Source organism: Pseudomonas sp. HY2-MNA-CIBAN-0224, assembly GCF_040310285.1.
Classification (GTDB): Bacteria; Pseudomonadota; Gammaproteobacteria; order Pseudomonadales; family Pseudomonadaceae; genus Aquipseudomonas; species Aquipseudomonas helleri.
This window is the reverse complement of the sequence record NZ_JBEOPQ010000067.1, coordinates 1-25,938: the sequence shown is the minus strand read 5'-3', so window position 1 is coordinate 25,938 and position 25,938 is coordinate 1. Positions and strand designations below refer to the sequence as shown.

Annotated in this window: 25 protein-coding genes and 1 pseudogene; 7 read left to right on the top strand and 19 right to left on the bottom strand. The window is 58.1% G+C overall.

The features are described from left to right. Window positions 1-233: 233 nt before the first annotated feature. Window positions 234-1,754, top strand: coding sequence for an SIR2 family protein (locus AAEZ03_RS22260; protein WP_350581632.1), 1,521 nt, complete (start codon window positions 234-236; stop codon window positions 1,752-1,754). 53 nt (window positions 1,755-1,807) lie between these two features. Then, complete coding sequence (locus AAEZ03_RS22255; RefSeq protein ID WP_350581630.1) at window positions 1,808-2,332, top strand: hypothetical protein; 525 nt, start codon at window positions 1,808-1,810, stop codon at window positions 2,330-2,332. Window positions 2,333-2,832: 500 nt separating this feature from the next. Here the strand turns inward: AAEZ03_RS22255 and AAEZ03_RS22250 are convergent, their stop codons facing one another. Further along, complete coding sequence (locus AAEZ03_RS22250; protein WP_350581627.1) at window positions 2,833-3,240, bottom strand: MerR family transcriptional regulator; 408 nt, start codon at window positions 3,238-3,240, stop codon at window positions 2,833-2,835. Between the two features lie 74 nt (window positions 3,241-3,314). On the opposite strand from AAEZ03_RS22250, the gene AAEZ03_RS22245 reads away from it, so the two are divergent. Next, a complete protein-coding gene (locus AAEZ03_RS22245; protein ID WP_350581624.1) occupies window positions 3,315-4,385 on the top strand; it encodes an SDR family oxidoreductase in 1,071 nt (356 codons plus the stop codon). Window positions 4,386-4,461: 76 nt separating this feature from the next. Here AAEZ03_RS22245 and AAEZ03_RS22240 read toward each other — a convergent pair whose 3' ends face one another. The 8 genes and pseudogenes from AAEZ03_RS22240 to AAEZ03_RS22205 all read right to left on the bottom strand — a co-directional run bounded on the left by AAEZ03_RS22240 (window position 4,462) and on the right by AAEZ03_RS22205 (window position 10,892). Then, window positions 4,462-5,355, bottom strand: a complete 894-nt coding sequence (locus AAEZ03_RS22240; RefSeq protein ID WP_048370785.1) for a LysR family transcriptional regulator — start codon at window positions 5,353-5,355, stop codon at window positions 4,462-4,464. An 82-nt stretch (window positions 5,356-5,437) separates the two neighbouring features. Beyond that, on the bottom strand, window positions 5,438-6,490 hold the full coding sequence (locus AAEZ03_RS22235; RefSeq protein WP_123749838.1) for an alpha/beta hydrolase: 1,053 nt from the start codon (window positions 6,488-6,490) through the stop codon (window positions 5,438-5,440). A gap of 17 nt (window positions 6,491-6,507) precedes the next feature. Then, window positions 6,508-6,726, bottom strand: coding sequence for a hypothetical protein (locus tag AAEZ03_RS22230; protein ID WP_390899446.1), 219 nt, complete (start codon window positions 6,724-6,726; stop codon window positions 6,508-6,510). Window positions 6,727-6,769: 43 nt separating this feature from the next. Further along, window positions 6,770-7,237, bottom strand: a complete 468-nt coding sequence (locus tag AAEZ03_RS22225) for a (R)-mandelonitrile lyase (RefSeq protein ID WP_048370781.1) — start codon at window positions 7,235-7,237, stop codon at window positions 6,770-6,772. 60 nt (window positions 7,238-7,297) lie between these two features. After that, the gene (locus AAEZ03_RS22220; protein WP_350581621.1) at window positions 7,298-8,290 is read right to left on the bottom strand and encodes an aldo/keto reductase; all 993 of its coding nucleotides are present in this window, start codon (window positions 8,288-8,290) and stop codon (window positions 7,298-7,300) included. Window positions 8,291-8,350: 60 nt separating this feature from the next. Beyond that, window positions 8,351-8,509 (bottom strand): annotated as a pseudogene (locus tag AAEZ03_RS22215) (flavodoxin); the annotation flags it as partial. Next, the gene (locus AAEZ03_RS22210; RefSeq protein WP_350581618.1) at window positions 8,506-9,495 is read right to left on the bottom strand and encodes an aldo/keto reductase; all 990 of its coding nucleotides are present in this window, start codon (window positions 9,493-9,495) and stop codon (window positions 8,506-8,508) included. The pseudogene AAEZ03_RS22215 and the gene AAEZ03_RS22210, both read right to left, overlap by 4 nt. 146 nt (window positions 9,496-9,641) lie before the next feature. Next, the gene (locus tag AAEZ03_RS22205) at window positions 9,642-10,892 is read right to left on the bottom strand and encodes an MFS transporter (protein ID WP_350581616.1); all 1,251 of its coding nucleotides are present in this window, start codon (window positions 10,890-10,892) and stop codon (window positions 9,642-9,644) included. Between the two features lie 99 nt (window positions 10,893-10,991). On the opposite strand from AAEZ03_RS22205, the gene AAEZ03_RS22200 reads away from it, so the two are divergent. Beyond that, window positions 10,992-11,957 carry an AraC family transcriptional regulator gene (locus AAEZ03_RS22200; RefSeq protein ID WP_350581614.1) on the top strand — a complete coding sequence of 322 codons (966 nt, stop codon included), beginning with the start codon at window positions 10,992-10,994 and terminating at the stop codon, window positions 11,955-11,957. On the opposite strand, the gene AAEZ03_RS22195 is transcribed toward AAEZ03_RS22200, so the two are convergent. After that, on the bottom strand, window positions 11,950-12,552 hold the full coding sequence (locus AAEZ03_RS22195) for a hypothetical protein (protein WP_048391174.1): 603 nt from the start codon (window positions 12,550-12,552) through the stop codon (window positions 11,950-11,952). The two genes, AAEZ03_RS22200 and AAEZ03_RS22195, sit on opposite strands and share 8 nt — an antisense overlap. A 218-nt stretch (window positions 12,553-12,770) precedes the next feature. Between AAEZ03_RS22195 and AAEZ03_RS22190 the strand changes: the two genes are divergently transcribed. Continuing rightward, a complete protein-coding gene (locus tag AAEZ03_RS22190; RefSeq protein WP_350581612.1) occupies window positions 12,771-13,463 on the top strand; it encodes a GntR family transcriptional regulator in 693 nt (230 codons plus the stop codon). Window positions 13,464-13,564: 101 nt separating this feature from the next. Here the strand turns inward: AAEZ03_RS22190 and AAEZ03_RS22185 are convergent, their stop codons facing one another. The 4 genes from AAEZ03_RS22185 to AAEZ03_RS22170 form a co-directional block, all read right to left on the bottom strand. Further along, a complete protein-coding gene (locus AAEZ03_RS22185) occupies window positions 13,565-14,932 on the bottom strand; it encodes an MFS transporter (protein WP_350581609.1) in 1,368 nt (455 codons plus the stop codon). A 109-nt stretch (window positions 14,933-15,041) separates the two neighbouring features. Continuing rightward, a complete protein-coding gene (kce, locus tag AAEZ03_RS22180) occupies window positions 15,042-15,974 on the bottom strand; it encodes a 3,5-dioxohexanoate:acetyl-CoA acetone transferase (protein ID WP_502947939.1) in 933 nt (310 codons plus the stop codon). A gap of 42 nt (window positions 15,975-16,016) precedes the next feature. Next, window positions 16,017-16,973, bottom strand: coding sequence for a 3-hydroxyacyl-CoA dehydrogenase (locus AAEZ03_RS22175; protein ID WP_350581603.1), 957 nt, complete (start codon window positions 16,971-16,973; stop codon window positions 16,017-16,019). 236 nt (window positions 16,974-17,209) lie between these two features. Further along, window positions 17,210-17,998, bottom strand: coding sequence for an SDR family oxidoreductase (locus AAEZ03_RS22170; protein WP_350581601.1), 789 nt, complete (start codon window positions 17,996-17,998; stop codon window positions 17,210-17,212). Window positions 17,999-18,309: 311 nt separating this feature from the next. Here AAEZ03_RS22170 and AAEZ03_RS22165 point away from each other — a divergent pair, with 311 nt between their 5' ends. Continuing rightward, complete coding sequence (locus tag AAEZ03_RS22165) at window positions 18,310-19,206, top strand: LysR family transcriptional regulator (RefSeq protein WP_350581598.1); 897 nt, start codon at window positions 18,310-18,312, stop codon at window positions 19,204-19,206. On the opposite strand, the gene AAEZ03_RS22160 is transcribed toward AAEZ03_RS22165, so the two are convergent. Further along, entirely contained in the window at window positions 19,203-20,636 is a 1,434-nt protein-coding gene (locus AAEZ03_RS22160) for an aldehyde dehydrogenase family protein (RefSeq protein WP_350581596.1), read from the bottom strand. The genes AAEZ03_RS22165 and AAEZ03_RS22160 overlap by 4 nt on opposite strands. A gap of 312 nt (window positions 20,637-20,948) precedes the next feature. Then, entirely contained in the window at window positions 20,949-21,467 is a 519-nt protein-coding gene (locus AAEZ03_RS22155; RefSeq protein ID WP_123749849.1) for a cysteine hydrolase family protein, read from the bottom strand. Window positions 21,468-21,936: 469 nt separating this feature from the next. On the opposite strand from AAEZ03_RS22155, the gene AAEZ03_RS22150 reads away from it, so the two are divergent. Next, complete coding sequence (locus tag AAEZ03_RS22150; protein WP_350581594.1) at window positions 21,937-22,971, top strand: alginate lyase family protein; 1,035 nt, start codon at window positions 21,937-21,939, stop codon at window positions 22,969-22,971. 58 nt (window positions 22,972-23,029) lie between these two features. Here AAEZ03_RS22150 and AAEZ03_RS22145 read toward each other — a convergent pair whose 3' ends face one another. The 3 genes from AAEZ03_RS22145 to AAEZ03_RS22135 all read right to left on the bottom strand — a co-directional run bounded on the left by AAEZ03_RS22145 (window position 23,030) and on the right by AAEZ03_RS22135 (window position 25,856). Continuing rightward, a complete protein-coding gene (locus AAEZ03_RS22145; RefSeq protein WP_278938834.1) occupies window positions 23,030-23,743 on the bottom strand; it encodes a hypothetical protein in 714 nt (237 codons plus the stop codon). A 156-nt stretch (window positions 23,744-23,899) separates the two neighbouring features. Next, window positions 23,900-25,009, bottom strand: coding sequence for an LLM class flavin-dependent oxidoreductase (locus AAEZ03_RS22140; RefSeq protein ID WP_350581591.1), 1,110 nt, complete (start codon window positions 25,007-25,009; stop codon window positions 23,900-23,902). 16 nt (window positions 25,010-25,025) lie between these two features. Next, window positions 25,026-25,856 (bottom strand): sulfurtransferase, encoded by an 831-nt coding sequence (locus AAEZ03_RS22135; RefSeq protein WP_350581588.1) that lies wholly within the window; start codon window positions 25,854-25,856, stop codon window positions 25,026-25,028. Window positions 25,857-25,938 lie beyond the last annotated feature (82 nt).

Here is a 25,938-nt window from a genome sequence, read left to right as displayed (position 1 = left end):
GTTTTTTAGTCATGGAGAGTTCCTCGATAGATGTATTTTCCACCTATCGAGGTGTCCGGGGAAATTAGACCACCACACTCTTGCGCCTCCGTACAAAGGTGCGACTATGGCACATGGCCTCTCCTCCCATTGACCTGACCATCGCTCCTCAGCAAACTCGGTAACTTTGGCGTGATAGCACGATGCTTCCCGCCCCTCAAATAAATGTGTTTTCGCTCAAGGGTTCGTCTCTTATGGACATCGAAGCAGAACTTAGCTCCGTATTCTCTCAACGATCATCTGGCCCGTTTTTGTTTCTGGGCTCTGGTTTCTCCCGACGATACATCGGCCTGGAAGATTGGGAGGGCCTACTCAGTAAATTCTGTTTGACTGGGAAGCCCTACGCGTATTACAAAAGCAGCGCTAACAATGACACCCCTAAGTCAGCACAACTGATAGCTAACGATTTTCATGATTTGTGGTGGGCGCATGAAGATTACAACGAAAAAAGGGAAAAGTCCTCTCATCTTATAAGCGATAGAACGTCTCCGCTTCGACTTGAAATTTGTGAACACCTGCTACATAAGCATCTAACCGAAATACCTCCAATTATCTCAGAAGAGATTAATGCTCTAAAAGAGTGCGATGTCGATGGGATTATAACCACAAACTGGGATGCGTTTGCTGAAAGCCTTTTTCCTGACCATGCTGTATATATTGGCCAAAAGGAACTTCTATTCTCCAATACAATGAATATTGGTGAGATATATAAAATTCATGGATGCTGCAGCTCTCCAGACTCACTAGTCCTGACGGATAGTGATTATCATGATTATAACAATCGCAACGCCTATTTAGCTTCAAAACTAATTACTATTTTCGTAGAACATCCGGTTGTGTTTATTGGTTACTCTATTTCCGATACAAACATCAGAGATCTACTTAAATCTATTTCTCTTTGCATCGGAAGAGAGAATATCGATAAGCTTAGGGATAACCTGATTTTTATTGACAGAAATGAGCCGGTTGGCGGACCTACCATCGAAACGTCGTACCTTCAATTTGACTCAATTCAAATACCTGTAAAAGTTGTAAAGACGAAGAATTACACACCGGTTTACGATGCTATTGCTCAATTCGAACGCAAATTACCCGCCCGCGTACTGAGATTTTGTAAGGAGCGTGTCTACGAAATTGTTAAAGGACAAAATCCTGACAAAAAAATTGCCGTAGTTGATTATGATCAAGTTCAAGATAAGAGTGATATTGAAATTGTATTTGGACTTGGCGTTATAGGAAAGGTTGGCGAAACCGGCTACAAGGGTATTTCAATAGGTGATATTTTTGAAGATTTGATTTCACAAAATAAACACTTTGACGCTCGAAAACTAATCGACACCACAATCTCCCTACTACCTACCCAAACAAAATTTGTCCCCATCTTTAAATATTTGCGGGAACTAAGTATCAACTCCAAATCTGATTATGAAAAATCAGGGTATAAGCTTGACCGTCTGATCAATAGGAAAGCAGAGGATTTCGCAACTGCAAGTGCTCTTCAAACGGCAAGGTATTCTAAGACGCCTTTCGCAGAGTTTCTTGCCACAGCGACGGAGTCTGAGATAGTTGGTATGACACCACTCCTGCCGCTTGCGGATCCTCAGATTCTTGGTGAATATCTACGAGCAAATTATGATCATCTTATAAATTGCAACAATAGATATCATTTCCGCCGACTTATGGCGTATTACGATTGGAAGCTCTATGGGTTTTGAGAAAGTTAATTTTTGCGAGCACTTTTTAAAGCCTAAATGGAGTAGATTAATAAGTGGAAGTCTTTATGGAGGATGCAGAGCTAACTGCTTTAGCAACTATACTTTTGGTGGCGGTGGGTGCAGCTCAGGCAATAATACTTTCTGGTCAAAGACAGCAGCAAAGGCTGGATTGGGCTGAGACGTATCGACGTAGATGGACTGAACTTCAAGGCGACTGGGTGACGATAGTATTTCTTGGGCGTAGAGCGAGAGACTATTATCAAATAGCTCACCATGAAAAACTCCAGGAATTACGCGAGGCATTATTATCCACCGATAACGATGTTGCGTCATCTTGGGCTCACGCCTCCGTTCGTAACGTATGCGGCATGCTCAGTGATCTATGCTCAAGAGTACTGCAAGGTCATATTAAAGTAGAGGAAATCTATCCGATTTTTGGCACGGAGTTGCTAAGGCAGGGGGCTCCCCTTCGTACTCTATTAGACGGAAGGTCTGAATATCTGAGATATTATGGATCGCTTGGGCCTACAGATCAGGAGATGAAGCACGATCATCTTCGCAGTGAAATTACAACATGACTGGTTTGCCACGATGGAATTAGGCGGCGATGTCTCATGATGATCGACTTGCTTTGGGCTGAAGCCGCCAGGCTGGAAGATTTATCCCCTTATGAATTGATAATGGCCGCAGATGCTAAGTCGAGTTCTGGTCACCTAAATCGTTCCAGAGTTAGCGATGAAGTTCGAAGGTTAGGTGGTTGGGGTTCTTGGAGGAGATCGCGCCTACTTGCAAAGTTCCTTCGCCATGCAGAGTGGCGCCAGTTCCCATGGACTAGAGGCTTAAGCAAAAAAAAGATGAATAAACTCGGCGAGGAATGGACTCAGAGATACGTCAAAATCTAGGTCTCACTGAATCACCCTTGATTAAGTAGATAATGCAGAGCGCTCGTTTTTGGCCGAAAAAGCCCCGTCATGAATGGCTGCTTATGGGCGTTAGCTGCCTTTCGTGACAGGCAGCTAACGGCCACCGCCAAACGGCCACAGACTATCGAGTGGGTGCCGCCTAGATGGACCCCACCTCACCCCCCCAACCCCTGTTGACCGGCTGAGTTATTCAACTGCTCCAACTCAAGCTGTTTCGCAGCACTGGCTTCAAGGTTTGCCCGCTCTTCATCCAGATACCGATAAATACTTTGGAGGTTGGCGATTTTCAGTTGGACTTCTGCCATCTTTTTTTCAATCAGCTTGGCGCCGTCAGCACAGTCGATCAGCTTATTGCGCTGCGCATCCAGAATCTCGCCTATTTCCCCCAGGGAAAATCCCATGCTTTGTGCACGCTTGATAAAGTCCAGGTCGTGCAGCGTTTGGGTTGTGTAATCGCGGTAGTTGTTCGTCTGCCGCTGCGGTGAGATCAGGCCGATTTGCTCGTAGTAACGTAGCGTATGGCGGCTGGCACCGCTGCGGGCTTCGAGTTCGCCGATTTTCATGAAAACATCGCTTGACCCTAGAGTTGGGTCGACAGTTTACGCTCGGCTCCTTACCTCAAACAAGGAACTGGGAAATGGGCGTGGAGTGCTTTGTCACGGGGGGGACCGGCTTTATCGGTCAACATTTAGTGGCGTACCTGAGTGCACAAGGTCACACCATTCGGGTGTTGATGCGTCGCCCGGAGCGACTGGCTGAACTGCGCGAGCAAATCGACACGTTGGGCGGGTGTGCAAGCCGGGTATTTGCCGTAGCGGGTGATCTGCAACGGGACACTCTCGGGCTGAGTCTTGCTGATCGCGAAGTGCTAAGGCACGCCAGCGTCGTGTTCCACCTGGGCGCCCACTTCGCGTGGGGGCTTTCAATCGAGCAATCTCGTGCGGTGAACGTAGAAGGGGCAAAGCGCGTTGCGCTGCTGGCGGCTGAGCAAAAAAGCCGGTTAGTGATGATCGGCGGCTACATGCTGAAAAACCATGAACATCTGCAACGCATCGGGATTGATCCTCGTTATCCGCAGCGCACGAATTGGCCTGCCGTCTACCGGCAAGTCGGTGGTTACGAGGCGAGCAAGCTGGAAGCGCATTTTGCGACCTTAGATGTCATGGCCGCCAAGGGAGGGGAGATGACGGTTGTCCACCCCGCGACGGTCTGTGGTCACAGCCGCACGGGGCATATCGTTGACGGTCAGCCGCTAGTGGAGCTGATACGCAACCTTGTGCAGGGAAAACTGACGGCAGTGCCGGGGACCGCCAGGCACTGGCTGCCACTGGTCACCGTGGATTACCTGGTTGAGCTGGTGGCGGCGTGTGCTTTTGATCCTGCCATGGTGGGGCAGGAACTACTGGCGCTTGATGACCAAACGCCTGATTTGCGGGAACTCTTGAAGCAGTTGGCATACCCTTTGGGCATAAAGTCTCCTAACTACTTTATTTCACTGCGATTACTGAAATTACTGCTGCGTATTCCTCCCGTCGCGCGGATGTTGAATACCCAGCCCGAAGCCTTGGACTTTATTCAGACCACGCGTTTCGATACAACAGCGGTCGAGCAATTTGCCAACAGGCATGGAATAGCCAAGCCAGAGATACGCCAGTCTTTGCAGCACACTGCAACGTTCGTCAACTCACATTGCCTGGCCAGGGGCTAAGCCCGCTGACGTACTCTCAAACAGTGTGCCGTCGATGCAGGGCGGCATGTTGAATCGCTGCCGATTTATCAATGTATCAAGGCTTGTAAAGTAACGCTTCAACGACAACCCCGAACGCCGATGAATGTTCACGGCGATTGGGGTAGTAGAGGTGGTAACCGGCGAAGGGTTGGCACCAGTCTTCCAGTACCCGCACAAGGCTACCGTCGGCAAGTTCCTTCGCCACCATGTCCTCCGGCAGAAAGCCCAAACCACACCCCGCCACGGCCGCCCGCAGGATCGGCACGCTGCTGTTGAACGTCCATTGCCCTTCGACACGGGCCTTCAGTTCGTGACCATCCTTTTCAAAATCCCATTGCATCAGGCTGCCATGGGTGGGCAGGCGCAGGTTGATGCAATTTTGTCCCGCCAGATCACCGGGCACCTTCGGTATTGGCCGCTGTTTGAAGTACTCGGGTGAGCCCACGACGGCGATGCGCAAGGATGGCCCGACCGGCACTGCGATCATGTCTTTGGCCACCTGATCTCCCAGGCGAACACCGGCGTCATAGCGTTGCGCGACGATGTCGGAGAGCGCGTAGTCGACGGTAATTTCGACATGGATGTCCGGATAGTTGGGCAGCACCTTTGAAAGCTTGGGCCACAGAATATTGTTGGCGGCATGTTCGGACGCTTGAATCCGCACAGTGCCCGCCGGGGTGTCACGAAACTCGCTGACCGCGGCCAGTTCGAGTTCGATTTCATCGAACCGCGGCGCCATCGACTGATACAGCCGCTGACCCGCTTCGGTCGGTGAAACACTGCGCGTGGTGCGCGTCAGCAAGCGCACGCCCAATCGGCTTTCCAGTGCGCGCATGGTGTGGCTCAGCGCCGACTGCGAGACGCCAAGCTGGGCGGCTGCGCGGGTGAAACTGCCTTCGCGGGTGATGATCACGAAGGCTTGCAGGTCGTTAAGGTTGGCGCGGGACATTGATGAGAACCTCTCATGAGGGGCGCGGGATTCATCCATAAAAGCAGGTCGCACACCGATGCGCGACCCCCAAGAGAGTTGATTACAAGGTGCGGGCGTAAAATGCGCTCAGTTTGCCAATCGCGGCATCGACATAACGCGGCACCCAATAGGTTTCGATGTGCGTGGCGCCGTCGAGCATAAACAGTTCCTTGTCGGTGGTGCCGGTGGCTTTGGAGAAGGCGTCTTGCGTCATGTACAGGCTGTCGGCTTTGCTCCCGGCGATCATCAGCAACGGCTGGTTGATTAGCTCGATATGGTCAGTGGCGTCGAAACGCATCAAGTCGATCAGGCTGCTGGTGGTGTATTTGAAGGTCGAGTTCGGGTGCGCGTGGGTCTTCCAGTAGTACTCATAACCTTGGCGATACAGCTCGAAGGGCAGTTTGGCAATTTGCTCTTCGGTGAGGTTGGCATCGCCCGAATACAGCACTTCGCCGCCGGCCGCTTCTTGCGCGCGGGCAGCTGACGCTTGTTGCAGGCGTTGCTGGATGCTGTCCATTTGCGAGTCGTTGTAGCCGTTGCGGCGCACCCGGCCCGAGTTGAACATGCTCACCGTGGCCAGCGATTTGAAGCGTTTGTCGGTTTGCGCCGCCGCCAACGAATAACCACCGCCGCCACAGATCCCGAGCAGCCCCAGACGCTTGCCATCAACGCCGGCAAACTGGCTGATAAAGTCGGCCATGCCGTGAATGTCTTCGATACGGTACGCCGGTTTATCGATGCTGCGCGGCTGACCACCGCTGGCGCCCTGATACGCCGCATCGGCAGTGATGGTGATGTAGCCCTGTTCGGCCAGGCGTTGGGCATACAAACCGGCAACTTGTTCCTTCACGCCGCCATTGGGGTGTGCAACGACCACGGCCGGGTAAGTCTTCTTGGCGTCATAGCCAGCCGGGGTGTAGACGTTGGCGGCGATGTCCAGACCATTGAGCTTGTAGCTGACCGGATGGATGTTGACCTTGCCCGCTTCGTTGGTGCTGATCGCGCCATCATAGGCGAGGGTGAACGGGTTCTTTTGGTAGTCGGCGGCCAAGGCTTCGCCCGCCGAGAGGCCGACCAGTGCCGACATGAACGTGGCTTTAAGCATGTTTTTCATGTGAAGCTCCTGAGCAATTAAAAGGGCGGCAGTTGCAAAAGTGTTTGGATCAGCGCTGCGTGGGCTCGCTCGGCCGTCTGTGTATCGCCATGCTTTTTCAGCAACTCGGTGACTTGGCGCAACTGTGCCGCGCAAAGCCCGACATAGGCGTAGAGCTGCACCAGAATTTCGCGGATTTCGCTGATGCTCAAACCGGCATCGAGTCCCTGGTTGAGTGCCGTGTTGAGGCCAGGCATGTCGCCGGTCGCCATGAATGCGGCGATCAGTGGAATCGTTACTTCAATGGCCGGCGTATTGCGCCTCCGAGACCTGCTCTGCCCAGGTGACGGTCTTGCCGTCCTCGGCTTCTGCAATGGCGATGTGGGTCATGCCGTTGCTGGGTGTAGCGCCATGCCAGTGGCGGGTGTGCGGTGGAATCCAGACAGTGTCGCCCGGTCGGATTTCCTGTCGCGGGCCACCCTCTTGCTGCACGTAGCCGACGCCTGCGATGACGATCAGCGTTTGCCCCAGCGGATGGGTGTGCCACGCCGTGCGTGCGCCGGGCTCGAAGGTCACTGTGGCGCCGCCGATGCGCGCCGGCGCATCGCCTTTGAACAGGCCATCAACGCGTACGGTGCCCGTAAAGTTTTGCGCCGCGCCCTTGACCGAGGGCTGCGAACCGTTTGGGGTAATGCGGATTTCGCTGGCGGCTTGGGTTTCTGCCGTCATCAGTGACAACGCAACGAGGGGAGCGATCAATCGATTCATCGGATCAACTCCGGTCACATAGTGAAAGCGGCGCCCAATGCAGCGCCGCGTCGGGCAGGCTCAGAGTCCGGTCATCTTCAGTGCCGATTCCGGCAGGCGATCGCCGTGCACGTGAATCTGCGCCATTTGCTCGTTGATCTCGCGCAGATCGTCACCGGTCAATTGCAGGTCGACTGCGCCCAGGTTCTCTTCCAGCCGATGGGGTTTGGTCGTGCCAGGGATCGGCACAATCCATGGTTTTTGAGCGAGCAACCAGGCCAGCGCCACTTGCGCCGGTGTGGCGTGTTTGCGCTGCGCGACGGCTTTCACCACATCGACCAACGCCAGGTTGGCCTTGCGCGCTTGCGGTGAAAAGCGCGGCACTAAATTGCGGAAATCGCTGGCGTCGAACTGCGTGTGCTCATCAATCTGACCGGTGAGAAAACCCGCGCCCAGCGGGCTGAACGGCACGAACCCGATACCCAGCTCTTCGAGCACTGCCAGCAGTTCCACTTCCGGGCCGCGCCAGAACAGTGAATATTCGCTCTGCACTGCCGTAACCGGTTGCACAGCGTGCGCCCGGCGAATGGTGTGCACGCCCGCTTCAGACAGGCCGAAATGCTTGACCTTGCCCTCGGCAATCAGATCTTTGATGGTGCCGGCGACGTCTTCGATGGGCACCTGCGGGTCAACGCGATGCTGATAGAACAGGTCGATGCGATCGGTGCGTAAACGCTTCAACGACGCCTCGGCCACGGCGCGGATATGTTCCGGGCGGCTGTTGGTACCGCTGCCACGCACGCCAGTGGTCAGGTCGATATCGAAGCCGAACTTGGTGGCGATGACCACCTGCTCGCGGATCGGCTGCAAGGCCTCGCCCAGCAGTTCTTCATTGGCGAACGGGCCATACACTTCAGCAGTGTCGAACAAAGTGATGCCTTGTTCGTGAGCCGAACGAATCAACTTGATCATGCTGGCTTTGTCGGCAGCCGGGCCATAGGCCGAGGTCATGCTCATGCAACCCAGGCCCAGTGCGGACACTTCCAGGCCATTGCCCAACGTGCGGATTTTCATGGTGTCACTCCGTACAGAACTCAGTTAACGCGCGAGAGGATGATCGTTCAGCCAGCCGTTCACGCGGGTATTACCCGAGCGCGAGAAATACGCGACCAGAATCCGTGAGCCTGAACGCGGTGTTGCACTGGCATCTTGCGTGTCGGCAAGCGACAGCAGCGGGGCGCTGGCCAGTGCGGCGATTACCGTACGCCGCAGCGGATCGTGATCGGTGCTCATCGACCGACACGCGCCTTAAGGGCCTCTGGATAACGCTCGCCTTCAATGCGGATCTGCGCCAATGCGCTATCAATGGCCTTCAGTTCGCTGGCATCAAGCGTGATGTCCGCGCCGCCGAGGTTTTCTTCCAGGCGAGACAGTTTGGTCGTGCCCGGAATCGGCACAATCCACGGCGCCTGCGCAAGCAGCCAGGCCAGCGCGATTTGTGCCGGAGTCGCTTGTTTTTGCGCAGCAATCTGACGGATCAGCACCACCAGGCCCTGATTGGCTTGCAGCGCCGACGGGCTGAAACGCGGGACGATGCTGCGAAAATCGTCGCTGCCGTACGTGGTCTGCGCCGACACCGTGCCGGTCAGAAAACCTCTGCCCAATGGGCTGAACGGTACGAAGCCGATGCCCAACTCCCACAGCGTCGGCAGAATCTCTTTTTCAGGCTCGCGCCACCACAACGAGTATTCGCTTTGCAGTGCGGTGACCGGCTGCACCGCGTGCGCCCGGCGAATGGTCTGCGCCCCGGCTTCCGACAGGCCGAAGTGCTTGACCTTGCCTTCAGCAATCAAGTCCTTTACCGCCCCGGCGACGTCCTCGATCGGCACGTCCGGGTCGACGCGGTGCTGGTAAAGCAGATCGATGTAATCGGTCTTTAGTCGACGCAGCGACCCCTCAACCGCGACCCGAATGTGCTCGGGGCGGCTGTTGAGAATCTGCTGCTTATTGTCGTCGCCGAAGGTGAAGCCGAACTTGGTGGCGATGACCACTTGATCGCGCACCGGTGCCAAGGCTTCGCCTACCACTTGCTCGTTCAGATAAGGGCCGTAAACCTCGGCGGTATCGAAGAACGTGACGCCTCGCTCAACCGCCGAACGAATCAGCGCAACGGCTTGTTGTGTGTCAGTCGCCGGGCCGTAGCCATGGCTCAAGCCCATGCAACCCAAGCCCTGGGCTGACACTTCGAGTGAACTTGTTCCGAGTGAGCGCTTGTGCATGTGGATCTCCCATTTGGCGTTGGGAGAACAGTAGGTGACCTAGCGAGTGGGGACTAGACGGTTAAATCGGCAAGGGTTTATGAGCATTTCTCATTAATTTCAGAAAAGGGAGAGGGCGAGTGTGCCTTCATGGCCGCCCGATCGGGTTAAAGATGCAGGCCCGGACTTTCTCCTGCGCCGTGCCCTGGCGCTTGGACCTTGACCCGCATCCCGATCAACAGTGCTGCCAACAGCATCAGAATGCCGGCGGCGACAAAAACACCATCGATGCCGCTGAAACTGAACATGGCGCCCCCGGCAGCGGCACCCGCAGCGATCGCCGACTGAACCGATGCCACCACCATGCCTCCCGCGCTTTCAGCCTGATCTGGCACCGCTCGGGCTACCCAGTTTGACCACGCCACGGGTACACCGCCAAAAGCCATGCCCCAGAGTGCCAATAACACCACCTGACCCGGCACAGAAGCAGGCAGCCCTACCAAGGCTAATGCGGCAACGCCGACCAGCGCAGGCATCAGCACCATCGTCCCGCGCGGGCTTTTTTCAAGCAGCCAGCCTGCCAACAGCGTGCCGACGAAGTTAGCCGCGCCGAACCCCAGCAGCATCAGAGCCAATCCTTCAGCCCCCACGCCGGATGTGCTTTCCAGAAACGGCCGGATGTAGGTGAACAACGCGAAGTGCCCTGTATGCACCAGCACGCAAGCCAACATACTCACGGCAATGCCCGGACGCAGCAGCACTTCAAGCACCGTTCTTAAGCGCGCAGGTCTGCGCGGAGCCAAAGGTGGCAGGGTGAAAAGCTGGAAAACCAGCGTGACTACCCCTACGGCGGCGGCCGCCACAAAAGCGCTGCGCCAGCCATACAGCCCGCCCAAATAACTGCCGAGCGGCACCGCGACCACCGTACCCACTGCAATACCGCTGAAAATAATCGACAGGGCCCGCGGCAGCAGCGTCGGCGGCACCAGGCGCATCGCCACGGCCGCCGCCATGCTCCAGAAGCCGCCCAGCGCGATACCCAGCAAAATCCGCATGATCAGCAGCACCATCAAGCTGGAAGAGAAAGCCACCAGCAAGTTGGAGGCAATCATCAGCACGGAAAAGCCCAGCAATACCACTCGCCGGTCGATCCCTCGCGTCAAGCCGGGCAGCAGTAACCCTGAGAACAGCGCCGCGACTGCCGTCACGGTCACCGCCTGCCCGGCCAAGGCTTCCGACACCCCCAGTTCAGCGGCCATCGGCGTCAGCAAGCTGGCCGGAAGGTACTCCGCGGTCAACAATCCAAACACGCCCATCGCCAGCGAAAATACCGCCATCCAGGCCGGTGTCGCGGGCTCTAAATCAGCTTCGTTGCCAACGCGCGCATCAGTTACAACGTCACACACCCCATTACTCATCACGCAATACCTCTGGAAGTTATCTCAACCAGAAGTCTATGGATGCAGGTAAGGATGTTCTATGATGCAAAATCTTTAGTTTTTGACCGAAACCCCGACATGACATCCCAGGATCAGTTCGTCTTATCGTCCGACCTCATCAACGAGCTGTTGCGCGGCATGCGCCTGCGGGGCGTCAAGTACCATCGCATCCAGGCCGGCCCCTCATTCGGGCTGGGTTTTGCTGCCAAACCAGGGCACGCCTACTTCCACTTCCTCGCCGTGGGTAGCGCCGCCCTGCGTACGGAGGACGGCACTGTGTACGAGTTGTCGGCCGGCAACGCGGTGTTCATCGCCCAGGGTGAAGCCCATCAACTGTTCTCAAACCAGGATGTACCCGCCCAAGACATCAGCAGCTTCGACGCGGTCCCTCTTGGCGACGCGATCTGTGCCGTGGATGCTTCCCCCGGTGCCGATGTCAGCCCCAGTAGCATTATCTTCAGTGCCTGCATGGAGTTCGAACTCACAAGCTTGCAAGGCCTTGGCGGATTGATGCCAGATCTGATGCTGATTGATGCCAGGGGGCAACGTTACCCTGGGCTGATGCCGATTCTTGCTTCCATGGAGCGCGAAGTCCGCTCTGCGCGCATCGGCTTCGCAGGCATACTCGCTCGCCTTGCTGACGTAGTGGCGGCGATGATCGTTCGTGGCTGGGTTGAGTGCGCCTGCGGCAACGCCTCAGGGTTGGTGGCCGCATTGCGCGACCCCAGACTGGCCAGTGCGCTACTGGCCTTGCACCGGGAGCCCGCGCGCGACTGGACCGTCGCGCAACTGGCAGCGCACTGTAATACCTCTCGCTCGGTCTTCGCGGAACGCTTCCAGGCGACTATCGGCATCCCCCCGCTGCGCTATGCAACGGAGCTGCGGATGCGTCTCGCCAGTCAATGGCTAAGTCTTGAGCGCCTGCCCATTGAGGCCGTGGCGCAGCGTCTGGGCTACACCTCTCAAGCGGCCTTCAGTCGTGCCTTTAAGCGCATCACCGGCCAGCCACCCGGCGCCAGTCGGCGAATGGCTCGTCCTACCTGACATCTATGCCGGGATAGCGCTCGGGCGGTGGCTGGTAGTTGGGATCTTCGAACTGGCTGTTGGTATAGAAGCTCTTGGCTGTGGGGCCGTCGTACTTGTAGGTCACGTCCTTGTTGGGGACTAAATGCCAGCCTGTGCTGTCTTTATCTCGCTCGATCAGGGTGGGGTAAAGCGTGCAGGTCCCACCGTCGCCTGACGTGAGGAGGAACTGATAGTAGCGCCCGGCTTCTGGAGTGAAGGTCGTTGTGACAAAACAAGTCCGGGTACGCGTACCCTCCCACGACATGTAGACACTCGTTTCGAGGCCCGGCCGAAGCGTTGACTCATAGTAGTCCCAGGTCAGGTTTTGCCCCGCTTTGGGCATGCCGATGTCCTGGGTATGGATAAATGGGAGAGGCCCGGTACGGACCACGCCCCCCGTCTTCACACCGTTTGCCGATTGATAAATGGCCGCATGCTGGGTGAAGTTGACGACCCGGATCCATGCCGGATTCGGCTCATTGGCCGGAGCGACGAAGTAATCCGTGTGGGGTAGATATTGGCAACCTGCGAACATTGGCAACAGCAGTAAGCAGAGTGTTGAGCGTGTCGACATGGGTCCCTTCCTCTCCATAAGTGTTGCTGTGACCGCGTCTACAGATGTTTATTCGGCATCAGGCCTGTTTTCGTACGCAGATACCCTCCGACGGCCTGTTCAGCACGCTCTGCCATCCCCCCAAAAAACTGTGATCACACCCCCTCCAACCACCTACACCCAACGCCCCAATCCGCCTATAATCCTCGCCCATGAATCTATCCAAACTCGTGTCGCCCATGATCCGCCAGACTCTCAGTGCGGACGTTTATTCCCAGCTTCGTGATCTGCTGATCAGTGGCCGTGTCATGCCCGGAGAGAAGCTGTCGCTCAGGTCCATTGCCGATGCGCTCGGCGTGAGTGTGATGCCGGTGCGTGAGGCGGTGCATCGGCTGGTCGCTGAGCAGGCGCTGGAGATGGCGGCCAATCGGTATATCCGGGTGCCGGTGCTGACGGTCAGCCAGTTTCGCGAGATCACCAGTATTCGGCTGAATCTGGAAGGGCAGGCGGCTGCTCGTGCGGCGCAGTTGGTGAGTGCTGAGGCATTGCAGGAGATTCAAGGGATTCACGATGCGTTTTGCCAAGAGTTTGCGCAGAACCCGCCCGATGAGTCGCGGCTTATTGCCCTGAACAAGGCGCTGCACTTCGCCATTTATGGCCAGGCGGACATGCCGATTTTGCTGCAGATCGTTGAGTCGCTGTGGCTCCGGATCGGGCCAATCCTCAATTACGATTTGCGTTCTGGCACCGAGCGGGTGATTCAGCGGGTGCAGGCCAGTCACCATGCGGCGTTGGTGGAGGCCTTGAAGGCGCGCGATCCGGTGGCGGCGTGTGCGGCGTTGCAAGGCGACATCAAGAGTGCCGCCGAATTTATTGTGAACACCGGTGCGCTGGTGGTGGCGGATGCGATCAAGCCTGTCGACGCGGAGTAACCCGACGGCAGATGCAAAAAAAACGAGGCGGACTGAACAGTCCGCCTCGTTTTTTTATGGGCGTTTACCTCTGTGCGGCGCACGGGTCGGGGACAGAGTGTTCATTTGATCCTCGAGTTTTCAGTCAGGCACGGTGCGACGTGGGGCAATACGATGTTGTCCCGTGGTGTAGAGGCGGATTCCTGGGCTTGGCGCAGGCGGGTGCTCAGGAAGGCGGCGAGGGTTAGCAGCGCGGCAACAATGATCAGCCCGTTTTTGGTGCTCCCGGTGGTTTGCTCGACAAACCCCAGCAAGGACGGCCCGAAAAAGCCGCCGGTAATGCCGCAGGTGTTGACCAGCGCCAGCCCGGCCGCCATGCCGGCTCCGGCGAGCCTCGAACTGGCGAAGAGGAACACCACCGGCTGCACGACAAAGAACATCGAGGCGGTGAGGGTAAAGCCGATCAGAGCAATCATCGGCGGCGTATAGGCGGCCAGGGTCAGGCCAGCCGACATCAGGATCAAACCGCCAAACATGATCTTGCGCGACAGCGTGGGTGTGGTGGCGTATTTAGGCAAAAAGGCGGCGCCCAGCGCGGCCGCTATCCAGGGGATTGAGTTGAGCAGGCCGATCTCAACCGAGGTCAGCCCGCCGTAAGTGCCGATGATGCCCGGCAAAAAGAAGATGACCGAATACACGCTGATCTGGTGCAGAAAGTACACCGCAATGGCCAGCCACAACTGAGGGATTTTGAACACGCCCTTAAAGGAATGGCCCACATTGCCCGAGGCGATTTCTTCATCGTTTTCTTTTTTGAGGGCCTGCTCAACTTCATCGGCCTGCTCCTTGGTCAGCCAACTGGCCTTGGAGGGTTTGTCCGGGAGTTTTTTCCAGATCACCACCGAGAACAGCACCGCCGGGATGCCTTCCAGAAAGAACAGCCACTGCCAGCCATGCCAGCCCATGATGCCGTCCATTTCCAGCAAGAGCCCGCCAATAGGGCCGCTGATGATGTTGGCCAGGCACACGCCGATCAAAAAGTAACCGCTGGCCCGCGCTCTTTGTTCCTTGCCGAACCAATAGGTGAGGTACAGCATCACGCCCGGAAACAGCCCCGCTTCCGCAGCGCCGAGCAGGGCGCGGGCGATGTAAAAAGTCGTCTCGTCGGTGATAAAGGCCATGCCCGCCGACAAGATGCCCCAAGTGATCATGATCCGGGTGATCCACAGCCGCGCGCCCACGCGGTGCATGATCAAGTTGCTGGGCACTTCCATCAGGGCATAGGTGAGGAAGAACAGCCCGGCGCCAAAACCATAGGCCGCCGCGGAGATCCCCAAATCGACGGCCATGTGGGTTTTGGCCAGCGAAATATTGGTCCTGTCCAAAAAGCTGATGACGTAAGCAAAAATCAACATCGGCATTAATTTGCGAAACATTAAAGCGTTCAGCGACTGTCCCTTTTCTGTTTTTGTATGGGTCGTTGCGAACATGGCTCAGGTCTCCTCATGAGGATAGGGTTCCAGGGCGCTGTGAGTGTTCAGCGCCCGTCAGTGCCAGCAATATCCTCTCTATTGTTTTTAGTCAGGTGAGTGCCGGTGCTTAGAAGTTGACGTTATCGCCACCTTTGAGCTTGAGGATGTCTCTCGCGTCGTCAGGGGTCGCCACTTCCAGTGAGAGACCTTCCAAAATCGTGCGCATGCGCGACACTTGCTCCGCGTTGCTTTTGGCCAACTGGCCTGGCCCGTCCCACAGTGAATCTTCCAGGCCCACGCGCACGTGCCCGCCCAGGGTGGCCGACTGCGCGCCAATGCTCATTTGCTGCTTGCCGGCCGGCAGCACCGACCATTGGTAGTCGTCGCCAAACAGGCGGTCAGCGGTGCGGCGCATGTGCAGCACGTCTTCGGGGTGAGCACCAATGCCACCCAGAATGCCGAACACTGACTGGATCAAAAACGGTGGCTTGATCAGCCCGCGATCAATGAAATGCGCCGCCGTGTACAGATGCCCGATGTCATAGCACTCGATCTCAAAGCGCGTGCCGTTTTCGCTGCACGACTCCAGGATGTGGGCAATGTCGGTGAAGGTGTTTTTGAAAATACGGTCATGGCTGCCCGCCAGGTAGGGTTCCTCCCAGGCGTGTTTGAATTCCTTGAAGCGATTGAGCATGGGGTACAGACCCATGTTCATCGTGCCCATGTTCAGCGACGCCACTTCGGGCTTGAACTGGTGCGCCGGGCGCAGCCGGTCCTCAAGCGACATGGTCGGCGCGCCGCCGGTGGTCAGGTTGATCACCACATCGCTGGCTTCTTTAATGGCGGGCAAAAATTGTTTGAACAGTTCCGGGTCTTGCGAAGGGCTGCCGTCTACCGGGTTGCGGGCGTGCAGGTGGACGATTGCCGCGCCAGCCTCGGCCGCACCAATGGCGGCTTCGGCAATCTGCCCCGGTGTCACCGGCAGGTAAGGGGACATGGACGGGGTGTGGATGGCGCCGGTCACAGCGCAGGTAATGATGACTTTACGAGCCATGGGGATCTCCTGGGTGTCTTGGTTTTGTTGTTCAGGATCAAGCCGCGATCAAGCGTCCGGGGCGTGACGCTTGTGCGCGGCCAGGGCCATCAGGCGTCTGTCGCGCCAGGCTGAGCGCTGGTTGATGTCTTCAAGCTCAAGGGTGCGGCGGCGCTCTTCGTCCACTCGGGCAACCGCTTCGTCCGACCAACTGAATGTCTGTTGCGACGCTGCGGTGTGCCGGTACTGCTGGCCGTAGCGCCGGGCGTAATCCTGCACGCCCGCCGGGGCGTTGAGGTCGATGGTTTCGAAGGGGCCCATAAACGACCAGCGCAGGGCCAGTCCTTCTTTAAGCACGCGGTCAATGTCTGCCGCGCTGGCCAGGCCGTCTTCGTGCAAGTTGAAGCACTCGTTGAGCACTGCGGCCTGAACCCGATTGAGCAAAAAGCCGTAGATCTCACGGGACAACGTCACGGGGCTTTGCCCGGCTGCGCTGTACAGCGCGTGGGCGCGGAGCATCACATCCGCCGAGGTCCAGGGCGCCGGGCACAGTTCAACCAGCGGGATGAGGTAGGGCGGGTTGGTCGGGTGCGCCACCAGGCAGCGGGCCCGCCCCGGCAGGTCTTTAGTGAACTCCGACGCCGGTAGCCATGAGGTCGAACTGGCCAGAAGCGCGTCCTTGGGGGCCAGCGCGTCCAGTTGGCTGAAAATCTCGATTTTGGCCTCGACGGTTTCCCGCACGTTTTCCTGCACGAGCACCACGTCACGCAGCGCTTCTGCCAAGTCCGCAACGCAGGTAATGCGCGCCAGCACGGTGCCGGGGGCTTCATCAATCAGGTCAAATTCGGCGAGTTCACCGAGCCGCGCTTCGATGTATGCATGGCTGCTTTGCAGGGTGTGCAGGTCCATATCGTGCAGGCGCACGGGGTGGCCCGCCCGCGCAAACACGATGGCCCAGGCTCTGCCAATCAATCCGGCGCCGACAATGGCGACGGGGCCACGCTCAGGTGGGGAGGTACGTTGCATGCTGTTCTCCACATTTTTGTATTTATGGTCAGGAGTTGCGCTTTTAGCTGGCGCATCCACACCGTGTATCTCGTCGATGCCGGTGTGGTTTGAAACGGATGGTATTAGTTGTGATCACAGATCACAAGGCTATTTTGGTGATTGTCAGACAATTGGCCGCAGGGGCATAAAACAGGTTTCAAAGACCCTTAAACACGGCTCGCCAGCGGGTTGCTGGCAAGCCGTGCAAGGCGGGCTCAGAGGTACTCGACGTTGCCGTCGATGCTGATGGCTTGCCCGGTGATGTTTTGCGCGGCGGGCGAGCAGAGGAACAGCGCCATGGCGGCCACATCGTCCGGGGGCGTCATGCGCCCTAGCGAAATCTTGTTCAACGTCTTTTGCAGCATCTCGGGTTCGGAGATACCCAATTGCTTGGCGCGGTCGCGGATCACCCGATCCTGGCGCGGACCTTCAATGATGCCGGGCAGCAGCGCATTGACCCGGATATCCCGGTCGCCCAACTCCGCCGCCAACGATTTCATCAGCCCGATAATGGCCCACTTGGTCGCCGCATACGGTGTGCGCCAGGCATACCCCAGGCGCCCGGCCACCGACGAAATATGAATGATGTGTGCATGCGCCGACTCAGCCAGCAGCGGCACCGCATGATGCGCGAAACGGTACTGGGCATTGAGGTTGATATTGATCGACTGCTCCCACTCGTCCTCGGTGATTTTTTCAATGCCGGTGGTGGGCCCGGCGATGCCGGCGTTGTTGATCAGCACATCGAGGCCGTTGACCCACTCGCGCTGAAGTTCAAACACCCGCTTGACCTCGGCCGGGTTTGACACGTCGGCTAGGGTGGCGAGCGCTTGCGGGTAGCGCTCGCGGAAGGCCAACACCGCCTGCTCGCTGACATCACACACATGCACCTTGGCCCCGGTCTCCAGATAGGCCGCAGCAATCACCTCACCAATACCGGCCGCGCCCCCGGAAATCAGCACCTTCAACCCGGAATAAGGCGTGAGTCGTTTCACAATGCTCATAGCGTTTTACCTGTCTTATTGTTGTGTGGGCGTTCTGCTGAAAAATGCGAATACAGTGATATGTGATCACAGTTTATTTGTCAATGCAGAATCTGCCCACCACCCCGCCATTGCCCCGGCCTTGGTCAGTCCCCGATACTAAGGCCCTGCTGTTCACTTAAGAGCAACACTGCTCAAGAGTGGGAGCGGGCTTGCTCGCGATGGTCTTCAGAACGCCTCATTTACTCGGTAAATACGCGTCATCGTTAACGACCTTCGCGAGCAAGCCCGCTCCCACACATTGCACAAACCCACTCCCATCGAGACCCCCTGTGCTCAGAAACGTTACGGACATGGATTTGCGCCTGCTGCGCATCTTCGCCACGGTGGTCAAGTGCGGTGGGTTTACTGCGGCTCAGGCTGAGTTGAACATGAGCCAGTCGAACATCAGCACGCACATTTCCGGGCTGGAAAAACGTCTGGGCTACCGCATTTGTGAGCGCGGCAAAGGCGGCTTTCGCGTGACCGAAAAAGGCCAGCGCATTCTTAAGGCCTCGGCGGTGCTGTTCGGGGCGGTGGATGCGTTTCGCAATGAGGCCCAGGACCTTGCCGGGCGGCTGGTGGGGGATCTGTATCTGGGGCTGGCGGACAATATCGCGACGCTGCCGACGGCTAGGGTCGATGCCGCCATTGCGCGCTTTTATCAGCGTGAACACGACATGCATTTGCACATTTTCGTGAACTCGCCCACGGAGCTTGAGCGGGCGGTAATTGACGGGCAACTGGACATCGCCATTTCGTATTTCAGCCGCCCGCTGCCGACCTTGACGTATCAGCCGCTGTACTCGGAAGAGATCGGGATTTTCTGCGGTCAGGCGCACCCGCTGTTCACGGTCGAGGCGCCAAGTTTGCAGCAACTTCAGGCTTGTGACTGGATCCGCCACGGGTTTTTGCCGGTCGATCAGGTGCTGCCCATCATTCCCGACCGCGCCTCGGCCACGGCGCATCACATGGAGGCGGTGGTCCATGGCGTGCTGGCCGGCACCCATCTGGGGTATCTGCCCACTCACTACGCCCAGGTCTGGCTGCAGAGCGGGCAAATGCGTGCCCTGCAGCCAGCGACGTTACGCTACGACGTTCGGCACAGCATGATCACCCATGCCGGGCACCCGCAAAGCGAGGCGGTGCGTGTCTTTATCGCCGATCTGTTGCTTGAGCACGGGCTTTAACCCAGGCAGCGGGTCACGTGCTTGACCGATTGAAAGGCTGACAACCCCCAAGGCCCCAGTTCACGACCGATGCCGCTGCCCTTGGTCCCGCCCCAAGAGGTTTCGACGAACACCGCCTGGATCGAGTTGATCCACACGTGCCCAACTTCCAGTGCCTGCGCCACCCGCTCGGCGCGCTCAAGATCCGCGCTGATCACCGTGGCCACCAGACCGAAACGGCTGTCGTTGGCCAGCGCCACGGCTTGGTCTTCTGAACTGAAGCGATGGCTGCACAGTACCGGGCCAAAAATTTCTTCGGTCCACAGGCGGCTGTTCAACGGCACGTCGGTGTACAGGGTCGGGCTGACAAACCAGCCGGGGTCGCACCAGGCTTTGCCACCGGCCACGCACTGCAAGCCTTCGGCGCGGGCAACGGCAAAGTACTCGCTCACCTTGGCCCATTGCGCCTGGCTGGTTAGCGGCCCCATGTCGACTTCGCCGGTCAGCGGGTTGCCCACGCGCAGGGTCTCGAAAGCGCTCTGCAAACGTTGCGTCAGCGCATCGGCAATGCGCTCGTGCACCAGCAGGCGCGAGGTGGCCGAGCACATTTGCCCGCTGTTCCAGGCGATACCGGCCACGATCCATTCCACCGCCTGATCAAGGTCGCAATCCTCAAACACCACAATCGCCGATTTGCCGCCCAGCTCCAGGGTGATCGGGCGGCAATGGGCGGCGGCGCTGTGCATCACCTGCGTGCCCACCGCGTTGCTGCCGGTGAACGACAGCTTGTCCAGGCCTGTGTGATTGCTCAGCGCAATGCCGGTCTCGGCCTTGCCGCAAACGATGTTCAACACGCCGGGCGGCAAGCCCAGGGCATCGGCAATCTCGCCGTAGGTTTGCTCAATCAGCGGGGTGATCTCCGACGGCTTGAGCACCACCGTGCAACCCGCCGCGAGGGCCGGGGCGAGCTTCCAGGCGCTGGTCACCAGCGGGAAATTCCACGGCACGATCAGACCGACAACGCCCACCGGTTCCAGCCGCGTGTGGGAGGTAAAGCCGGGCACCGACAGCGGCACTTCAGGGTTCGGGTTGCTCGCCAGTGCGTCGGCCAGGATCGCGTAATAGCTGAACGTTGCAATGGCATCGTCCACATCAACCACCGCCTCATGCCGGGGCTTGCCGTTGTTCTGCATTTGCAGGGCGATCAAGGCCTCACGGCGCTGTTCGAGCTGCTCAGCAAAGCCCCTCAAGTAACCGGCGCGCACCGATGCATCGACATTGCGCCAGGCGGGCAGCGCCTCACGCGCCGCCGCAACGGCCTGATCCACTTGCGCTGCGCTGGCGCTCGTCAGCTCCGCGAACGGCTGGCCCAGGGATGGATCGAACACGTGGATCGGCTCGGCGCCTTCGCCCACTAGCCACTGTGCGTTGATGTACTGTGCTGCTTTCATTGGTTGGCTCCCGGCAGAATGCCGTGCACGGCATTCACAAAAATCTGGCTGTAGTCGGCTGCGCTGAGGGCGCAGGCGTTGGTGTCCGACGAGGGCCTGCTTGCCCAGACATCCCGACGAACCGCCTCCCCCTACGAGAAGCGGGCGCAGCATAAAGCAGTCAAACATTTGTAAAAATTCATATGTTTGTAAGCTGGCTTCTGGGTTTTTATATGTTTGAGCGGGCGTGAGCGATCCCTCAACGGCGGTCCTGCGGCCCGCATCGCAGCCTTCGTGCCTCGTCAGCGACTACAAATATTGCGTGGCTGTCACTTAAAAACGCCATTCCTCAGCCCGAACCAACCGGCAGAACGGCCCGTCAAGCGTTGCATTGTGATGCGCCACAATATCCTGCGCCTTCATCACCGGCGTATCAGAACAGCTATGACCATCGGCAATAAGCACCGCATCAAAGCCAAGATCACGCGCCGCGCGGCACGTGCTGTCGACGCAGTATTGAGTTTTCATGCCGGTGATCACCACACCCGTCGCCCCGTGCGCCCGTAGGTTGTCTGCCAAATCGGTCATCGCGAAGGCATTGGGACGGCGTTTTTCGAATACCACCTCGCCACCCTGTAGCTTCAGTTCCTCCACAATCATCGTCAGCGGGCTGCCGGGTTCGATGGGCGAACCCACCGGCCCGATATGACGCGCCAGAAAAATCGGCGCTCCTGCACTGCGGGCCTTGTCCATCAAGCTATTTAGGGTTTCCAGCAAAGCCTCGCCACGCCATGGTTTTTCCGGGCCATGAACCAGCCCCACTTGCATATCGAGTATCAACAGAGCGTGCATGAGGTGAATCTCCTTGCGTATGAGCCAGCAACACAAGGACATAAAAAAGGCCCTGTCCATTGCTGGCGGGCCTTTGAAGTTCGTCTGTTAATTGCTCACGACACTTCGCACGCTCCGCTTTCAGCGGTCGTGGTGGTGGTAGTCGAGGTGAGGCAATATTTGGTCATAAATCGACACTAGCAATATCGCCACAGGCTGGCAAGGCGGAATGTGGACTGATTAATGCCATCGCAGCCTTCGTACCTCGGCAACTGCTACGGGGCGCGTGTACGCCAAAACCTGTAGCCGCTGACGAGGTACGAGGCTGCGATGGGTTGCGCAGCGACCCTTAACCGCGCTCCCGCATGAAATCCCATTCCCAGTAAGCCGCCGTTCAATTTCCGTCACCTACAGTTCTCAGCAAGGAGTCCCAATCCGCCACAGACGGCTAATTATCCGACTGACCAGACGCCTTTTCTCAGGACCTTCGATGACCAAACGGCCGATTTTCAACCCGCTCTTTTTAGCGCTCAGCATTGTGGTGAGCGCCCCGACCCTGGCGGCGTCGTGGTGCACGAACACCGACCCGGGGTCGCTCGGGCAGTTAAGCAATGAGGTCAATAAACAGTTATTGCCGCAATCGCGGGCCATTGAGCGGGTGCACACCGAAGGGACGCTGCCGCATCAGGGCATTCGTGATCAAAGCCTTGAGGCCAAGAAGGACTGGCCGCTGATGCGCGACCTGGCGCTGCTGTGGCAAAAGCAGCATCAACCCGGTGATCTGGCAGCACTGTCGCGGCTGCTCAACGATTGGGGCACGCGCTACAAGCCCAGCTTTAATCCGGTAGATGAAACCGGGCTGGACGCGTACATCGATGCCTATGCCATGACCCCCGACGATTTGGCGCCGCCAATACGCGCTGTGGCGCAGCGCTTTATCCGCGAGTTGGGTGAGGGGTATCTCAATCAGATGGAGCACAATTTCAAGCCGGGTGATGGCCGCTGGATCAATAACTGGAACTCGCACCGCGTGAAGCTGGCGACGCTGTCAGCGGTGGCGCTGGAGGATCCAGCCATGTTTGCGCGGGCACGGGCGCAGTTTATTGAACAACTGGGGCGCAATCTGCGGCCGGGCGGTTCAACGGTGGATGTCGAGCAGCGTGATGCCCTGCACTATGTGGTCTACGACCTGGAGCCGCTGACCCGGGCCGCCGTGGCAGCGCGTCTGCGCGGGCAAAACTGGCTGGTGTTCAAAGGCGCCTCAGACGCCAGCCTGGAGAACGCGCTGGACTGGCTCGCGCCTTACGCCAAGGGTGACAAGACTCACGAAGAATTCGTGCACTCCCACGTCAAGTTCGATGACCAGCGTCGCGAGGCGGGGGAGAGCGGGTTCTCAGGCCTGTGGAACCCGCAGTCGGCGACTGGCCTGTATGCCATGGCGACGTTGCTCAACCCCAAATACGCCGCCGTGTCTGAGCGGTTGCACCCCATGGGCGGCTGGATGGCCGCGTGCTGGGGGCGATAAGTTAAAAAGCCCCGCCGGGCAATGCTCGACGGGGCTTTTTCTTTACAGAGGGGGGCGTTTACGGGCGCATCAGCGGTTCAATGCCGATCCATTTTTTCACCGGCTGATAGCAGGTTTTCATCGGCGGCAAATCGACTTTTTGCCCGCCGACCTCCATCGAGCCGAGGTTGATCGTCCATTTCGAATCGGCATCAAATTTTTCGGTAGGGAAAATCAGATAGACCGAGCCGTAGCTGCTGTTGTTGGTGATTCGCGGAACACGGCTGTGCACTTCATCGCTGTTGATGTCATACGGCGAAGTTCGCGCATATTTCTCGTAATACAGCGGGTAGTCGTAGGTCTCTTTGTCACCCAGGTACACGTCGGGCAGGGCTTTCAACTGCGAGCCGTCTTCAAAGGTGATGTAGGCCTGGCGGCTGTCGTAGAGAATCGGGATGGGCGCCTCGCCACTGCTTGAACGCGTCGGGCGTATGCGGCCTTTATTGTAGGCGATCAGTTGGATGTAAAACTGTCTGCGTGACCAGGTTTCACCCGGGAAGGTCTTGGACACACCTTGCTCAAACGGGCGATCTGAATACTGCGCGGTGTGATCGTATAAATAGGTTTCGAGGATGATGGTTTTCTTGCCGTCCGCTCCCGGCACTTTGAATTGATACTCGGACTGGCAAAGGTCGGCGTAAGCAGAGCGCTCGCGCGGCCAAGGCAGGCAAGCCCCCAGCGAGGCGGCAAAGAGCACGAGCAAGGTGGCTTTCAGGCTTTTTTCAAATGGCATGGCTGGCCTTTTGTTGGTTGTCCAAGATCATTCGGGTAACGATTCTGACAACCCCAAACAAAAATTGGTCACGGTTCTGCGAAACCCGCCCTGTAGGAGCGAGCTTGCCTCGCGATTGTTTGATCGTTCAAAAAATCGCGAGGAAAAGCCAGGGATTCAACCGATCTCGTTCAGCTTCGGTATCAGCCACTCGGCCACGTGTTTTGCTTCGTCAATCAGCGGCCAGCCCGACAGGATCAGCGCGCTCAGCCCGGCCTGTTGGTGATACGCCTCGACGTTCTGCGCAATGGCGTCTGCGTCTCCCACCAGGTACGCCGCCGATGAGCCGGTGCCGAAGATGTCCAGCGACGACCAGGCGCTCATGCCGGCAAACAGGCTGTTTTCCAGGCGTAGCGACTCCAGCGGCGGCAGTTGCCCCTTGAGGATGTAATCCACCCATTCCTGGCGTTGAGCATCCGGGGCGCGGTAGCTGGCCAGGGTCTGTTCGCCCTTGCTGCGCCGTGCCACCACTTCTTCGAGTTTGCTGCGCAGCAGGTCGACGCCGGTGGTTTCAAACAGGGCATAAAAGGCTTTTTCGGCCTCGGAGCGGGTCTTGCGCACGGTCACGCTGGCTAGCGCGCCCATGTCGGCAAATGTACGGTCTTGGCTATGGGCCGAAGCGCGGGCGGCGTCGAAGCGGTCCTTGATGATCGAGATCTCGCGCAGCATCAGCAGGTACACATCGACCACTTTGCCCGCGTGTTCAACACCGGCCTGGGACTCGCCCGTGCCCCACAGCGGCACACCGCCCGCTTGCACAGGTTCGAGGCTGAAACGGGTATTGGGGAACAGCGACGGATTACCCGCCAGATAGTGCTCCTGGAATGCTTTCCAGTAATGTTCGGCGCTTTTATAGCGGTCGTCGTGACCGGCGGTGAGGTTGTAGGTTTTGGCCCGTTCTTCGCGGCCATTGATGTGGTTGAACAGCAAACGCCCGCCACTGAGTTTTTCAAAGGTCAGGGCTTGTTCGGCCAGCAACTTGGGCGAGGTCATGCCGGCGTAGGCGGCCACCAGAAAACGCATTTTTTGGGTAAAGCCCACCACCGAAGTGGCAGACACCAGCGGGTCGTTGGGCCATGTGGCCACCAGCGCGCCATAAAAACCGCCCTGATCGATGGTCTCGGCCAGTCGGCGGTAGCGGTCGAAATCCACCGGGTATATACCGTCTTCCATCCAGGGGTAATGACCGTCGGCCATGCTGAGGTACCACAGTGCTTTAATTGCCATCAGTCGTGTTCCTGATTCAAGTGTTCGAAATCGGTTCGAGGTCCATCGCCAACGCCGGGTCAGCCGACCACTCGCACAGCGAGCCGTCGTAAACGCTCACGTGTTCAACGCCCACCAGCGCCAGAGCCAGGGCAAACCCCGCCGCCGTGATGCCGCTGCCGCAATACAGCACCCACTCAACCTGCGGGCGTTCGATAAACGGCTGCAACGTTGTCAGCAGGGCGGGGCGCGGGATAAAGGTGTGGGTGTGCGGGTCGATCAGCTCGATATACGGCAGGTTGAGGCTGGTCGGAATATGGCCCGGGCGTGCGTATTTGCTTTCTTCGCCGCGAAACACCGGGCGGCGCAGCACGTTGAGCAAACGGGCGTTGTGTTGCCCGGCCAGTACCTGCTGCACATACGCGCGATCGACGAAATACCCCGGTGTATCCACCGCCGTGAAGTCCCCAGGGCTGTTGGCTGCGGGCGTGGTATCCAGTGCCAGCCCGCGCGCGAGCCAAGCGCGCAAGCCACCCTCCAGCACAAAGACCTGGCTGTGGCCGAAGCTTTTCAGCAGCCACCAGACCCGCGCGGCCCAGATCCCGTTTTCGCGATCGTAGATCACCACCTTGCGCTGATGGCTCACACCCAGCGCACGCATGGCCGTGGTGAAGGCCTGGGCATCGGGCCGTGTATAAGGGAACGGCGCCGACGGGTTCGACAACTGATTGGCCAGATCGGCCAAGCGCGCCCCCGGCAAGTGGCCAGCGGCAAAAGACTCGCGCAACCCTGTGGCACTGGCTTCCAGCACGGTCCAGTGATCGGGTTGGGCCAACAGCGCATCAAGGCTGAGTAACGGGCGGGTCATATACCTGTCCTGAAAAGCCAAAAACCCTGTAGGAGCGAGCTTGCTCGCGATCTTTTGATCGTTAAAAGATCGCGAGCAAGCT